Annotated in this window: 9 protein-coding genes; 4 read left to right on the top strand and 5 right to left on the bottom strand. The window is 41.2% G+C overall.

Annotation, left to right across the window (positions count from 1 at the left end):
• Window positions 1-160: 160 nt before the first annotated feature.
• Complete coding sequence (gene uvrA / locus DFQ12_RS21830; RefSeq protein WP_120261187.1) at window positions 161-2,962, bottom strand: excinuclease ABC subunit UvrA; 2,802 nt, start codon at window positions 2,960-2,962, stop codon at window positions 161-163.
• A 443-nt stretch (window positions 2,963-3,405) separates the two neighbouring features.
• On the opposite strand from uvrA, the gene DFQ12_RS21835 reads away from it, so the two are divergent.
• From DFQ12_RS21835 to DFQ12_RS21850, 4 genes are all read left to right on the top strand, one after another.
• Window positions 3,406-3,912, top strand: a complete 507-nt coding sequence (locus tag DFQ12_RS21835; RefSeq protein WP_120261188.1) for an ecotin — start codon at window positions 3,406-3,408, stop codon at window positions 3,910-3,912.
• 296 nt (window positions 3,913-4,208) lie between these two features.
• Window positions 4,209-7,376 (top strand): SusC/RagA family TonB-linked outer membrane protein, encoded by a 3,168-nt coding sequence (locus tag DFQ12_RS21840; RefSeq protein ID WP_120261189.1) that lies wholly within the window; start codon window positions 4,209-4,211, stop codon window positions 7,374-7,376.
• 30 nt (window positions 7,377-7,406) lie between these two features.
• Entirely contained in the window at window positions 7,407-8,894 is a 1,488-nt protein-coding gene (locus tag DFQ12_RS21845) for a SusD/RagB family nutrient-binding outer membrane lipoprotein (RefSeq protein ID WP_120261190.1), read from the top strand.
• A gap of 41 nt (window positions 8,895-8,935) precedes the next feature.
• Window positions 8,936-9,883, top strand: coding sequence for a metallophosphoesterase family protein (locus tag DFQ12_RS21850; RefSeq protein WP_120261191.1), 948 nt, complete (start codon window positions 8,936-8,938; stop codon window positions 9,881-9,883).
• A gap of 87 nt (window positions 9,884-9,970) precedes the next feature.
• Here DFQ12_RS21850 and typA read toward each other — a convergent pair whose 3' ends face one another.
• The 4 genes from typA to DFQ12_RS21870 all read right to left on the bottom strand — a co-directional run bounded on the left by typA (window position 9,971) and on the right by DFQ12_RS21870 (window position 15,165).
• Window positions 9,971-11,776, bottom strand: coding sequence for a translational GTPase TypA (gene typA, locus DFQ12_RS21855; protein WP_120261192.1), 1,806 nt, complete (start codon window positions 11,774-11,776; stop codon window positions 9,971-9,973).
• Window positions 11,777-11,854: 78 nt separating this feature from the next.
• Window positions 11,855-13,045: a glycine C-acetyltransferase gene (gene kbl / locus DFQ12_RS21860; RefSeq protein ID WP_120261193.1), complete on the bottom strand. Its 1,191-nt coding sequence runs from the start codon at window positions 13,043-13,045 to the stop codon at window positions 11,855-11,857.
• Between the two features lie 299 nt (window positions 13,046-13,344).
• Window positions 13,345-14,592 carry an ABC transporter permease gene (locus DFQ12_RS21865; protein WP_120261194.1) on the bottom strand — a complete coding sequence of 416 codons (1,248 nt, stop codon included), beginning with the start codon at window positions 14,590-14,592 and terminating at the stop codon, window positions 13,345-13,347.
• A 147-nt stretch (window positions 14,593-14,739) separates the two neighbouring features.
• Window positions 14,740-15,165, bottom strand: coding sequence for a DUF2147 domain-containing protein (locus DFQ12_RS21870; protein WP_120261195.1), 426 nt, complete (start codon window positions 15,163-15,165; stop codon window positions 14,740-14,742).
• Window positions 15,166-15,555: the final 390 nt, after the last annotated feature.

Here is a 15,555-nt window from a genome sequence, read left to right on the forward strand (position 1 = left end):
GATATTAGATTTGAGACGCTCAAAATACGAAGTCTCCGACTTATCTAAATCTCCTTTTTTTACTTATTAATTTTAACCGTTGACTTTACTAATCTTAGTTCCTAACTTCAGCAGCCACTGCGCAGGCCCCATCGTTTAATAACGAATGCTAATGTAGGATTTAATCTTTTAAATGTGTTTTTAAAAATTGTCCTGTATAAGAATCTTTACAATGCGCAAGATCTTCTGGAAGCCCCATAAAAACCACCTTTCCGCCTTTATTACCCCCTTCAGGGCCAATATCAATTACCCAATCCGCCGACTTGATCATATCCATATTATGCTCAATGACCAAAATACTATTGCCGAGAGCAATCAAAGCATCAAACGATTTTAGCAGTTTTTTAATATCCTGAAAATGCAAACCAGTAGTCGGTTCATCAAAGATAAACAGGGTCTTCTTGCTGTTATTGCCTTTGATCAGAAAGGAAGCAAGTTTAATCCGCTGAGCCTCACCACCTGAGAGCGTACTGGAAGACTGCCCGAGCTTTACATACCCCAGACCAACATCTTGTAATGGCTGTAACTTAGCCAATATCTTAGGCTGATCGTCAAAGAAGACAATGGCTTCATCCACGCTCAGTTCAAGTATATCCGCTACGGATTTACCTTTATATTGCACATCTAGCACAAACTGCTTGAAACGTTTTCCACCACAGGCCTCACATGGAAGTACGATATCCGCCATAAATTGCATCTCGATCTTCACTTCCCCCTCACCTTGACAGACATCACAGCGGCCGCCCTCGACATTAAAAGAAAACGCAGCAGGTTTCAATCCCGCAGCTTTGGATGCCGCTTGATTAGCATACAAGGCCCTGATCTCATCCCAAGCCTTAACATAAGTCACTGGATTGGACCTTGAAGAACGACCGATTGGGTTCTGGTCAACCATTTCGATCTGTTCTACTTGTGCAATATCGCCTTCTATGGAATCATATACACCTGTTTGTTCACCAGAATAATTACCGATTGATTTCTGCAATGCCGGATAAAGAATCCGTTTTACCAAGGAGGTCTTTCCGGACCCCGATACCCCTGATACAACAGTAAATGTATTTAAAGGGAACTGCACATCGATCCCCTGAAGATTATTTTCATGCGCTCCCTTCACAGTAATACTATTGGACCATTTTCGCCGTTTTTTTGGGACTTCGATCTGGCTCTTGCCACTCAGATATTGACCTGTTAAGCTCCTATCATCTTTTAGGATCTCGCTATACGTTCCAGCAAATACCATCTCTCCGCCATTGATCCCAGCTTCGGGGCCAATATCGATCAGATAATCTGCAGCCTCCATCATTTCCTGTTCATGCTCAACCACAACAACTGTATTACCTACATCACGCAAGGATTTCAGTACCGAAATCAGACGCTGTGTATCGCGCGGATGCAACCCAATACTCGGCTCATCCAATACATAAATTGAGCCGACGAGCGAACTTCCGAGTGAAGTTGCCAAATTGATCCGTTGCGATTCTCCCCCAGATAATGTATTGGACAGACGGTTTAAGGTAAGGTAGCTTAAACCTACATCACATAGAAATTGTAGCCGGTTATTAATTTCGGCCAATAGGCGTTTGGCGATCACCTTTTCATTTCCCTCCAAGGACAAATCTGTAAAAAATGCCAAAGCTTCTTCAAGAGGCATCAATACGATATCGGTAATTGACCTACCACCTACTTTGACATAGGTCGCATCTTTGCGCAATCTTGTTCCTCTACAGTCCGGACAGTCGGTCTTACCACGATAACGTGATAACATCACGCGATATTGAATTTTATAGGTCTGTTCTTCAAGCTCTTCAAAGAACTGGTTAAGCCCTGTAAAATAACTATTTCCCGTCCAGAGTAATTCTTTTTGCGCTGCTGTCAGATCAGAATAGGCGCGGTGTATCGGAAAATCAAACTTTAAAGAATTTTTTACCAGCACCTGTAACCATTCGCCCATTTTCTCTCCTCGCCAAGGAGCAATAGCGCCATCATAGACAGAACGACTCTTATCTGGTATAACAAGATCTGGGTCTATACCAATGATCTTCCCATAGCCTTCACACCGACGGCAGGCACCATAGGGATTATTGAAACTAAAGAAGTTAGGACTAGGCTCCTCAAAGGTAATTCCATCGAGTTCAAACTTGTGTGAGAAATGATGTCTTTTATCCTTTTCTTCGATATACAACTCACCTTTACCCTCAAAAAATCCCGTTTGAATGGAATCGGATAATCGATTAATGGTATCATCGTCCTGCTCGATACGTACTCGATCCACTACGATCAATACTTCGCCGTCCTGAATCGTTTCATTTGCCATGCTCTTATCGTCAATAATACTTTCGATTTTTTGCATTTTATCTTGATAAACGACACGGACAAATCCTTTCTGCAGTAAGAGAGACAACTCTTCTTTGAGCTTTCGCCCGTGGGAAGGCACCAATGGAGCCAAGAGTGTGACAGATTCTCCCTCGTCAAACTTCAGCGCAAAATCTACCACCGAACTCACGCTATCTTTAGTCACCTCCCTGCCTGATACAGGAGAAATCGTCTTACCGATCCTTGCATATAGTAATTTCAGATAGTCATATATTTCGGTAGAAGTTCCGACAGTAGAGCGGGGATTACTGGTAATAACACGTTGTTCAATCGCAATCGCTGGAGCGATCCCTTTGATGTAATCGACTTCGGGTTTATTCATCCGTCCCATAAACTGTCGTGCATAGGAAGAAAGACTTTCAACATACCGTCGCTGCCCCTCAGCATATAGGGTATCAAAAGCGAGGGAAGATTTTCCCGAACCCGACATTCCTGTAATGACAACTAATTTATTTTTGGGAATATCAACATCAATATTTTTCAGATTATTGACTCTAGCCCCTTTTATTTGAATATATTCTTTTGGAGTATGCTCCACTTTTTTACTCATAATAATCCTTATCTCACACAAAGTTACGCAATCTTGGCTGATTATAGTCGCTATGAATTAAAAGCTCTCACGAAAAAATACAGCCGCTGTCATGATGCAGTTCTATGAATTTAGAGGTCGCCTTTTTTCCATTTCAGCGACAGCATAATCTACGGCTCTAGCTGTTAATGCCATATAGGTCAGCTACGGATTTTGCGTTCCTGTTGAGGTCATGAAGGTACCATGATTTGTTACAAAACAAACGATGAACAAATGCATCAACCAGAGCTCATCAAAAGGAGCTCTTTTACACCTTCCACAGGATTAACAAACAATTATTCTAAATATTTATTCATTACCAATTAATCCTTCTGTATTTTAAGCCGTCTTAGAAATATAGTTTTACAAAACAAAGTAGCAATAGCGATAGAAATTGCGTTTAAAGAATAAAATAAAAAAAGGTTATGAGAAAAAATGTATTTAAAGTTATGGTCATGATGCTATTCGTTTTCGTCGCATCCACAACAGTAAGTAAAGCACAAATGGTAATTGATAAAATAGACTTAAATATTTTTCCTGCAGCGGAAAAAGGATACAAAAAAATGGTTATCGAAGTTCCGTATTCGGAGAATGATAAGAATAAGAAGATTGAATTCTCTGTAGGTAAATGGATGGAGGTAGATGGTTGTAACAATTTTAATCTAGCTGGTTCCTTTGAGAAAAAAGATCTTCAAGGCTGGGGTTATGATTATTACGTATTTAAAACGAATGGAAATGTAGCAAGCACAATGATGGCATGCCCAGATCAAGCAAAAAGAAATCTTTTTGTAAGTGCTCAACCTGAGACCGTACGTTACAATGGTCGGATGCCTATCGTTATTTATGTTCCTGAAGGTTATGAAGCGCAATTCAAAATCTACACAACGGATGGGGATACCTATCGTGCTGCTGAAGTCAGAGAAAAGAAGTAATCATACAGTTTAGTTACTTAAAATAATAGCAAACAAGCACAGTTTGTAGCGGAAAGTCTCCAATAAAAATTGGAGACTTTCTTTTTTTATATGCTGTTTAAGAAAAAGGTCAACATCATTACCTCTCTCGTTACATTTCTCCCAAAAATTGGCAAGGACACTTTCAAGAACATGATTTACATGACATTACAACAAACAAAAGATCTTAATACTATAAACTTAACACTCGGTTAGTTTAGTATTAATATACAAAGTTTAATATTGCTTACGTTTTCAGACATAAGTATAAAATGATCATGTTTAATCAACCTTCATTACATCTACCAAAAATTGCAGTACTCACGTGTATCTTAACGACGTTATCTGCAAAGGGTTTTGCCCAATCCCAAACATTTCAAGGAAAGCTGATTGATTCAGTGAGTCAGGATGCAATTCATGGCGCAACCATTCGAAATTCTCATCTGAGTAAATTAGTTTCATCAGACCAGGCAGGAAATTTTTCCATTCAGGCGCAAATCGGAGACACCTTACGTATAGGTTTTATGGGTTATCTTCCTAAAAGCTTTATTATTTCGAATCAGGGACCTCTACAGATTTCGTTATCTCCCAATCAACAATCGCTCAATGAAGTTGTGGTAACTGCCTTGGGTATAAAAAAAGAAAAGCAAGCTATCGGTTATTCCGTACAGGAGATCAAAGGAAAAGATCTGGTAAAAGCCCGTGAACCAAACGCGATCTCTAGCCTTGCTGGCCGAGTATCGGGTCTGACAATTACGCCAAGCACAAATCTATTTGGAGACCCTGGCATCACATTACGCGGAAGAAGCAATATTCTTATCGTTGTGGACGGAATGCCGATCAATACAGACTCCTGGAACCTTAGTCCGGACGACATTGAATCCTATTCGGTATTGAAAGGAGCGAATGCAGCAGCCTTATATGGAAATCGCGGACAGAATGGTGCCATTGTCATTACGACCAAACGAGCGAAAACGGAGGGTAAGGGCTTTCAAGTAGAGTTCAACTCGAGTACACAATTGCAAACAGGATACAATGCGATTCCTAAGATTCAAACCGAATACGGTCCTGGTTCAAATTTTCAATATGCCTTCAAAGATGGACGTGGTGGTGGAATAAACGACAATGACTATAATATTTGGGGGCCTCGATTTGAAGGCCAACTTATCCCACAGTACAACAGTCCCATCGACCCTAAAACAGGCGCGTTGGTTCCGCTTCCCTGGGAAGCTCGTGGGAAGGATAACTTGAAGAAATTCCTTCAAAATGGATTGTTAAGCACCAACAATATTGCTATTTCAAGTAAAACGGAGCGCGGGGACATTCGCCTATCAGCTTCTCAGATGTTTCAACGCGGCACAACACCGAATACAAAACTCGGTGGCACAAATATCAATTTAACAGGGGGGATCAATGCTGGAAGCAAATTGAGGATTGACGCAAGCATCAATTACAATAAACAGTATTCGCCAAACTACCCCAATATCGCTTATGGGCCAAACAGTCCCATTTATATCCTAACACTATGGGGAGGCGCGGACTATGACATTAATGATCTGAGGAACTATTGGCAACCGGGCAAAGAAAATGTACAACAGTACAATCGTGAATACACGATATATGACAACCCTTGGATGACAGCTTATGAAAACCTACGGACTTATGATAAAGATGATATTTACGGCTATGTTTCCGCTAATTACAAATGGAACAGCCATCTCTCTTTCAATGCACGTACCAGCGCAAGTACCTGGAACAGGAACCGAACCATCAAAATTCCAATCTCGGCCAATTTATACAATTACAATATTGGCGGAAGCCGTGTCGGTGGTTACCAAGAGACGTACGATACCTTCTGGGAAAATAACACCGAAGTTTCATTAAAGTATCAAAACCGCATTTCAGAAGACATCGGCTTCACGGGTTCGGTATTCGGAAATTTACGAACAGTAAGTGCAAAATCATTGTTTGCCCGTACGGATCGAGGTTTGACTGTCCCTGGAGTTTATGATCTAAGCAATTCGGTCATGCCAACCGTATCGACAAACGACCGTGCACTGCGCCAAGTCGGGAGTACCTATGGTTTTGTGGATCTTGACTACAAAAATATGCTGTTCTTAAATCTGACTGGTCGATTTGATAAGTCGTCGACCATGCCCATAAAAAATAACACCTATTTTTATCCATCTGCTTCCTTAAGTGCCGTCATATCGCAGATGGTATCTTTACCCAAAGTGATCTCATCGCTGAAAGTGCGCGGTGCCTATGCAAATGTTGCCAGTGATTTTGTGAATGAAACGGCACAATATGATATATACAAGCTTCTGCCAGCCTATACTAATTATGGTCGCTGGGCGAATTCCATGACTGGTGTCACCTATACAGATGTATTACCGAATCCTGATCTCGTAGCGGAGCGTGTAAAGACTGCGGAGATCGGCTTGGAAACCCGTCTCTTTAACAACCGTCTCGGCGTAGATTTAGCGGTATTCCGAAACCTAGAAGGTCCCCGAATCATCGAGCTAGCCACATCGGTCACTTCAGGTGTAAAAGCAAGACAAACCAACGGCTTGACTTTACTGCGAAAAGGAATCGAATTGAGTATCGACGCAACAGCAATCCAACGTGAACGCTTTAGCTGGAATGTATTGGTCAATGCATCGACCAATCATGCCTGGTTGCACGATATAGATGGCCATCAGACCCGATCAGGGGATGTACGCATCGGAGAACGCTGGGACAGCTTCTATGTAAATGATTTTCAACGCGATGAAAAAGGGAATTTAATCGTGGGAACCAATGGTCTGCCGGCCTACAATCCTTACGTCAGCAAGATTGGATACAGCGATAATAAGTTCACCGCAAGTATCAGCAACAGTTTCCGTTACCGTGATTTCAACTTTAGCTTTCTAGTCGACGGCCGCTTTGGAGGATTGATCAAAAATGTGCAGGATGCCAAACAATGGGGTTCAGGAACTCATCCTGAATCGGCCAACAGCTATCGCTTAAAAGACTGGGAAAACAGAGACAGCAAGGATTACAAGGGTTCGGTCATGACCGAGGGGCTAAAAATTGTCAAAGGCCAATTGAGCACAGACCAAGATGGTAAAATAATCTCTGATACACGGGAGTTTGCACCAAACGACATCCCCGTTCTATGGCAAAACTGGGCGACCAATTATTACCAATCCGGACCGATTAGTGCTAAAGACAGGACATTTGTCAAGTTACGGGAAATTGTCTTCAGCTACAACCTTCCAACTAGTTTACTGAAAAACTCTAGGTTTTTACGTAGCGCAAGTGTATCCCTCGTCGGCCGAAATCTATTATACTTTACCGGAAAAGGCACAAAAAACATGGATCTGGATCAATTTACTGCCGCCAGTTCGGATTACCAGACTCCATCGGTAAAAAGCTTTGGTCTAAATATTAATGCAACTTTTTAAAGATTTTAACACATCAAGATATTTTCAACCATGAAATACTTTAAATCAGTCTTACTTTTATTGCTCTTTGGCAGCACGTTGAGCTCCTGTAAAAAAATCGAAGACCTACAAAAGGATCCCGCGGCCGTGTATGATCCTGCTCCCAAACTGCTCTTTACAGGTATATTAATGCGATCTCATGACGCCCCATGGAGCGAAGACCATCGTTACAATCAGTACATGACCCAAAATGAGGCCTATTATACTGGGCAGCCATACAGCTGGACGACAGGTTCCTTTGAGACACCTTATGGTGTACTACGCGATGTATATCGGATGGAGATCGAAGCGGCTAAAACACCTGAATTGGGTGCTGTGTACCTCACGCTAGCCAAATTCTTCAAAGCCTATTTTTTTGTCCGTACAACCGAAATGTTTGGCGATATTCCAATGGCAGATGCGCTAAAGGGAGAGGCCAACAACAACTTTGCCCCTCGGTACAACACCCAGCAGGAAGTGTATCAGCAAGTGCTCTCCTGGCTAGAGGAGGCCAATACCGAACTGGCTGGTTTTAAAGAGAAAGGCACTATACTTGACGGTGATTTCTTCTATAACGGAAAGACGGAACAATGGCAGAAGTTGGTCAACTCCCTGAAACTGCGTGTACTGTTAAGCCTGAGCAAACGCGCCGATGATAGTCCTGCGCTACGCATTAAAGAGCGATTTGCAGAGTTGTTGACCAATCCTTCAAAGTTCCCGTTGATTCTTGATAATAGGGACAATTTCCAGTTGCAATATAATGCTATCAATACCTATCCGCTCTGGCCTACTGATGGTGTGATTATCAAAAAAGATGTGCGGAATACCTTGGGAGCAACCTACTTAGATATCCTAAAAACAACCCGAGATCCACGATTGCTGGTTCAGGCATTACCAGCCTCTGCTTTACCATTTGATCCGACAAAACCGTTTGAGGCCTATCAGGGTGGTAAGACCGGCGACCTACAAAGCACCCTCTTGAAACAAGCAACTGAGGGCCAGCTTTCCATGATCAATTTTGACTATTGGCTCGCCTCACCTTCGGGTTTACCATCCATTCAGCTTGGAGCTTCTGAGGTGCAATTTGCGCTTGCAGAAGGGATCAATCGTGGTTGGAGCAATGCTGATGCAAAGTCCAGATTTGAAGCCGGCATATCCCTGTCTATGCAGTTCTATGGGATTTCTTCGGATAAGATTGACACCTTTCTAAAAGGTTATGCTTACAAAGGAAATAATTCCGAAGGCTTGAAACAGATACTCACGCAAAAATATGTTGCCTTTTTTGAAAATTCAGGCAAACAGGCTTTCTTTGAGCAACGTCGTACTGGTATACCGGAATTCAATGTAGGTCCGGCAAATGCCAACAACAACCAGATCCCTAAACGCTGGGCTTATCCGAAAAACGAATATAGCACCAACGAAAGCAATTTAAAAGAGGCTTTGCAACGGCAGTTTAACGGATCAGATACACAAAACGATGTCATCTGGTCTATCAAATAAACAAAATCAATACGATCGTTTGTCCCATTCAATTTATACAAATGCAAAGAAGAAATTTTTTAAAAGGAGCTAGTATTTTATCGGCTTCTTCCCTCCTAGCCTTTTCCAGCTTAGAAGCCTTTTCAAAAGAAAAATTAAAAAAAGGGGTCAAACGATCCCTTCGAATCGGTCACTTGACAGACATCCATTTATTGGATAAAGCAGAACCAAAAGCGGCTGTTATCAAAGTCTTAAAAGAACTAGCACAGCATACAGATCGTCCGGATCTCCTTATCAATACTGGTGATTCATTAATGGATATGAACCGCCAACCCAAAGATCGCGTCCAGCAGTTATGGTCCGCTTGGGATGAGGTAATGCAGCACAATGCAATTCCGATGAAAAGCTGTATTGGGAACCACGATGTATGGTCACTGGCAAAAAGTGACCCTCAATATGAGGTAGCTCAGAAAGATGAACTGTACGGCAAAGCTTGGATAAAGAAAAAACTGGGTTTACCTGGGACATATTATACTTTTGCACAGAAAGACTGGCAATTCATCGCACTGGATAGTATCCATTATTCAGCTGAAAAAGGAGGCTATATGATCGACCCTGAACAGATGCTCTGGTTAGAACAGCAACTTAAAGATATTCCTAAAGAACGGCCCATTCTTATTTTTTCCCATGTCCCGATTATTTCCGTAACACCCCTATTATATGCAGCGCAAAGCAAACCTGCCAATGAATTGCGGTTTCCAGGCGGAGACCAACATATTGATGTCATGGCAATCAAATCTCTGTTTAAAAAGGCAGGGAATGTAAAAGTCGCTTTAAGCGGCCATGTACACTATGTAGATCAGGTATCTTACCTTGGTACACAATACTATTGTGGTGGTGCTGTATCTGGCAATTGGTGGAATGGTATTTTAGACGACTTCCCTCCGGCTTATTCGCTGCTTGATCTTTACGAAGACGGTAGCAGCCATTATCAAACCATATATTACTAACCTGGGAAAAAAGTGTATAAGCTCGTATAAAAAAAGCCATCGAAATAGTATTTCGATGGCTTTTGTCTTATAATCTTTAGTTACCTACTATTGAAATTTTTTCGCGTTTACTTTACGCTCATTTTCTGTCAAGTAGATTTTACGCAAACGGATAGATTGTGGTGTAACCTCGATGTATTCGTCCGCTTGGATATATTCCATAGATTCTTCTAGAGAGAATTTAATTGCCGGTGCGATACGTGTGTTATCATCTGTACCAGATGCACGCATATTTGTCAATTGTTTACCTTTAACAATATTGATCGTTAAGTCATTGTCACGGATGTGCTCTCCTAAGATTTGTCCTTCATAAATATCCACACCTGGATCAACGAAGAACTTACCTCTATCTTGTAACTTATCAATAGAATAAGCAGTTGTTGTACCTTTATCTAAAGAGATCAATACACCATGCAAACGTCCAGGGATTGTTCCTCTCCAAGGCTCGTATCCTTTCAAACGGTGTGCCATAACAGCCTCTCCAGCTGTAGCAGTCAATACGTTGTTACGTAGACCAATGATACCACGAGAAGGAATTTCGAACTCAAGATGTTGCATTTCACCTTTCGTTTCCATCACTAAAAGCTCACCTTTACGTTGTGTTACCAACTCGATCACTTTACCAGAAACTTCTGCAGGAACGTCAACAACCAACACCTCGATAGGCTCACATTTCTTGCCGTCGATCTCTTTCAAGATTACTTGCGGTTGACCTACTTGCAATTCGTAACCTTCGCGACGCATTGTTTCGATCAATACAGATAAGTGAAGGATACCACGTCCATATACCAACCAAGCGTCTGGAGATTCAGTAGGAACGACACGTAATGCCAAGTTCTTTTCTAATTCTTTTTGTAGACGATCGTGAATATGTCTAGAAGTAACCAATTTACCTTCTTTACCAAAGAATGGTGAGTTATTGATCGTGAACAACATATTCATTGTTGGCTCATCAATGCTAATAACTTCCAATTGCTCTGGGTTGTCAAAATCAGCGATTGTATCACCGATGTCGAAACCTTCGATACCAACAACAGCACAAATATCACCACATTTAACTTCTTGTACACGACGACGGCCTAAACCTTCAAATGTATGCAATTCTTTTACACGTGATTTCACGATCTTACCGTCACGTTTTACCAACGAGATTGGTTGACCTTCTTTAATTATACCACGAGCTACACGACCAATAGCAATACGTCCTACGAACGTAGAGTAATCCAACGACGTGATCTGCATTTGCAATGTACCTTCAACAAATGGTGAAGGTGGGAAGTGATTGATGATCGCATCTAATAGTTCAGATACATCTTCTTTCTTTTCTTTCCAATCTGTTGACATCCAACCATGTTTGGAAGAACCATATAATACTGGAAATGCCAATTGCTCCTCTGTCGCATCTAGGCTAAAGAATAAATCAAATACATTTTCGTATACTTCTTCTGGGCGACAGTTTTCTTTGTCCACTTTATTGACAACAACCAAAGGTTTCAAACCTAAGGATAATGCTTTTTGTGTAACGAAACGTGTTTGCGGCATTGGACCTTCGAAAGCATCCACTAGCAATACAACACCATCAGCCATTTTCAATACACGCTCAACCTCACCACCGAAATCGGCGTGACCAGGTGTATCAATAACGTTAATTTTTACTCCTTTATATTCAACAGAAACGTTTTTAGCGACAATAGTAATACCGCGTTCACGTTCTAAATCGTTATTATCCAGAATTAAATCACCTGTACCATCATTGTCTCTAAAAAGATTTGTGAAGTGTAAGATTTTGTCTACCAACGTAGTTTTACCGTGATCGACGTGAGCGATAATCGCTATGTTTCTAATATTTTGCATCTAGCAAGTAAATTTGTTTTTAAATTCAGGGTGCAAAGATAAACATTTTGCACCATAAAATTTATAACTATGTGTATTTTATTTAATTACACCTAATTCTTTACCTACTTTAGTAAAGGCGGCGATAGCTTTATCCAAGTGAGCAAGCTCATGTCCTGCTGAAATTTGAACACGAATACGAGCTTTTCCCTGAGGTACAACAGGATAGTAGAAACCGATCACATAAATACCTTCGTCCAACATCTTAGCAGCAAAAGCTTGTGCAAGTTTCGCGTCGTAAAGCATCACAGGGACGATTGGGTGGAAACCTGGTTTGATATCAAATCCTGCTTCCGTCATTTTTTCACGGAAATATTTGGTGTTGGATTCAAGTTTATCACGCAAAGCGGTTGTCTCACTCAGCATATCCAAAACCGCAACAGAAGCGCCTGCAATTGCTGGTGCCAATGTATTTGAAAATAAATAAGGGCGTGAACGCTGACGTAACAAATCGATGATCTCTTTTTTACCTGATGTGAAGCCACCAGAAGCACCACCAAGGGCTTTACCAAGTGTTCCGGTAATGATATCTACGCGATCAATCACGTTGAAAAGTTCATGCGTACCGCGGCCTGTGGCACCAATGAAACCTGTACAATGCGATTCATCGATCATCACCAAAGCTTGATATTTGTCTGCAAGATCACAGATCTTGTCCAATGGCGCTACTGATCCGTCCATAGAGAATGCACCATCAGTAACGATGATTTTGTGTCTTGCTCCTGAGGCTGCCTGCAACTGTGCTTCTAAATCTGCCATATCTGCATTCTTATAACGGAAACGTTGCGCTTTACACAAACGTACACCATCAATGATCGAAGCGTGGTTCAATTCATCGGAAATAATTGCGTCCTCAGCACCAAACAATGGTTCGAAAACACCGCCATTCGCATCGAATGCCGCAGCATATAAAATCGTATCTTCTGTTCCTAAGAACTGGGAAATCTTTGCTTCTAATTCTTTATGTACATCTTGTGTACCACAGATAAAACGTACTGAAGACATGCCATAACCATGTGTATCAATGGCCTCCTTTGCCGCTTCGATAACCTTCGGGTGAGAAGATAGTCCCAAGTAGTTGTTTGCACAAAAATTGATGACTTCCTGTCCTGTGCTCACTTTAATATCTGCTCCTTGAGGGGTAACAATCACCCGCTCTTGCTTATACAATCCCGCTTCTTTGATTGCTTCCAATTCCTTTTGTAAAACTGGTTGTAATGTATTGTACATAATTCGAATTTATTTTTTTATACAATATTACAGTTTTTCTTTGGTGGAAACAGCCTGTTTATTGAGAATTCACCTCAAATCAATGTTTTGATAACATTAAACCGTTTGCACAAATTTATACCGCCCTTTCATTTCCTTCCTTTTGCAACGAATAATGGTATCATCATGGAATAGATCCCTGGCTGGCGATTTCGGATTACTGGCAAGCCTCCTCGGATCACGGGCAGCATGACAGCGCAGTGTTAAAAATGTAACAACTGATAGGGATCAACCATGTATTAATTTAATACAGATTTGGTTTATTCGTAACGCAGCGCATCCACAGGATCTAATTTTGAAGCTTTTGATGCGGGATAATAACCAGATAACATCCCCACAAGACCACACACGGCAAATCCAAGAATAATAGCTGCCCAAGGAATAATAAAGGATGTCCCCAGTTGAAGGGCTAATAAATTACCGATCAGGATGCCGATAAATATACCCGCGACGCCGCCCATCATACAGATGACAATGGCCTCCATCAAAAATTGCTTGCGTATCACACTGGGTGTAGCCCCTATTGCCTTCCGTATACCTATCTCCCGTGTCCGTTCGGTAACAGACACCAACATGATATTCATTAATCCGATAGATGCACCAACAAGGGTAATAAAAGCAATCACGACAGCTCCTAGGGTCACCATCGCCATATTCTGCATAAGCATTTGTGCTACAGCATCGGATTTGGTAATCTCAAAATCATTGGTTTGTCTTGCAGATAGCCCGCGAATATTCCGAAATACAATGGAAGCTTCTCCAATTGCAGCTTCTAATCGCATTGGATCATTAGAAGAAACGGTAATCACGTAGGATGGCTCCACCACCTGCATAACAGATCTTGCTTTCACCAAAGGGATAAAACAGGCTCTATCCCCCCCCATACCCGCAGAGGACCCCTTGCTTTTCAATACGCCTATCACCTGATAACGAATGTTATTGACTGTGATATATTGTCCTATTGGATCTATGATTTCACTAAAAAGCATTTTGCTGACCTCACTACCAATAATAATCACAGCTCCACCGGTTTCCACATCCCGAACAGAGAAATTACGTCCTTCATTGACTACATATCCTGAGGTTTGAAGATAATTTTCATCTGTCCCGATGAGTCCAATATTGGGATTGGTTTTTTTGGATTGAAATTTTACGGTCGAATTCCAGGTGACATTGGCGCTGATGGAGGTTATCGCGTTAAAATGAAAATTCTGTCTGAAACGGGATGCCTGGGCATAGGTTATATTTGCGAAGACCTTGGATCGAGTTCCACCGGTACCAATCTGAACATTTATACCCCGATTTCGAATATTGAATGAGTTGGAGCCCATAGACGAAAAAGAATCCGTGAGGGAATTTTTCATGGCGTCAATAGATGTCAACACGCCAATCAGGGCCATCATCCCAATAGCTATAATCAACGCTGTTAAAAATGTCCGAAGTTTATTGCCTACAATAGATTGCAGCGCAAGTTTTACGTTCTCAACATAAGACATTTTTACGGACATACAGCGATTATTATAATTTGCAGATGAAAATACTGTTATTCCTCCACAAAACCAAAAGGCAATTTATTCTAATGAAATAAATTGCCTTTTTTATACCAAACCATTGCCATCAAGAAGGTCGGTTTTGGGTTGCTCACTTTGCTCCTATCAGTTTATCCTCTTCCAGGTTTCAGTCCTACCCAATAAGCTGACCCCCACATAGCCACGTATGTCAAGTTTATCACCTTTTAAAGTCATTTTACAGCTATAGGTCTTTCCTGTTTTTGGATCATAGATTTTTCCATCCTCATAGGTATTGCCGTCTTTTGTAAAATTGGTCAGGATCTCCAATCCCTGAACCGCCCTACTCTGAAGCGCTTTGTCAGGATTTTTCACATCTTTCTTGGGCTGTCCGGACTCATTGTTCGGAAATTTAAGCCAATACAGTTTACCGAAAAATTTGTCTCCCTTTTTATAAATCTCCACACGCCCCTCACCACTTGGGTTTTCCCATTTTCCGATGATCGGATCTGTTTGTGCAAACAATGTTACTGTAGCAAGTAACATGATGAATGACATCATAATTTTCTTCATTGGTCTACTATTTATGAGTTATAACTAAAAAACGATCGCTAGTATCTTATTTATTAATATAAATAAATATACAAAATATTTACTATGCTTGCATACATTTATATTCCGTGATTTCAATTTATTTAAATAGACACAAAGATTCGCTTTTGGTTTAACTCTACACTCCTCATTATCAAGTCTTATTTGGGGCTTATTCGACCTCGCATGACTCTTAGTACACCCCTTCTTTGTAAATCTTATCCCCTTTTTCTGTCGTTTCGCTATAGATCACTTACTGAATCGATAAGGAAATGATAGCGAATTAATCGTTGACTTCCGAACAAGGTCTAAGCAGATCCGGACAAAGGGTGAGAAAAGAGGAAACGAAACAGCAGTTTGTCGGCATATACA

Source organism: Sphingobacterium detergens (assembly GCF_003610355.1).
Taxonomy (GTDB): domain Bacteria; phylum Bacteroidota; class Bacteroidia; order Sphingobacteriales; family Sphingobacteriaceae; genus Sphingobacterium; species Sphingobacterium detergens.

Excerpts from the sequence above, each read along its gene's own strand:
- uvrA (WP_120261187.1), bottom strand. The coding sequence starts at position 2,962 with ATGAGTAAAAAAGTGGAGCATACTCCAAAAGAATATATTCAAATAAAA.
- DFQ12_RS21835 (WP_120261188.1), top strand. The coding sequence starts at position 3,406 with ATGAGAAAAAATGTATTTAAAGTTATGGTCATGATGCTATTCGTTTTC.
- DFQ12_RS21840 (WP_120261189.1), top strand. The coding sequence starts at position 4,209 with ATGTTTAATCAACCTTCATTACATCTACCAAAAATTGCAGTACTCACG.
- DFQ12_RS21845 (WP_120261190.1), top strand. The coding sequence starts at position 7,407 with ATGAAATACTTTAAATCAGTCTTACTTTTATTGCTCTTTGGCAGCACG.
- DFQ12_RS21850 (WP_120261191.1), top strand. The coding sequence starts at position 8,936 with ATGCAAAGAAGAAATTTTTTAAAAGGAGCTAGTATTTTATCGGCTTCT.
- typA (WP_120261192.1), bottom strand. The coding sequence starts at position 11,776 with ATGCAAAATATTAGAAACATAGCGATTATCGCTCACGTCGATCACGGT.
- kbl (WP_120261193.1), bottom strand. The coding sequence starts at position 13,045 with ATGTACAATACATTACAACCAGTTTTACAAAAGGAATTGGAAGCAATC.
- DFQ12_RS21865 (WP_120261194.1), bottom strand. The coding sequence starts at position 14,592 with ATGTCCGTAAAAATGTCTTATGTTGAGAACGTAAAACTTGCGCTGCAA.
- DFQ12_RS21870 (WP_120261195.1), bottom strand. The coding sequence starts at position 15,165 with ATGAAGAAAATTATGATGTCATTCATCATGTTACTTGCTACAGTAACA.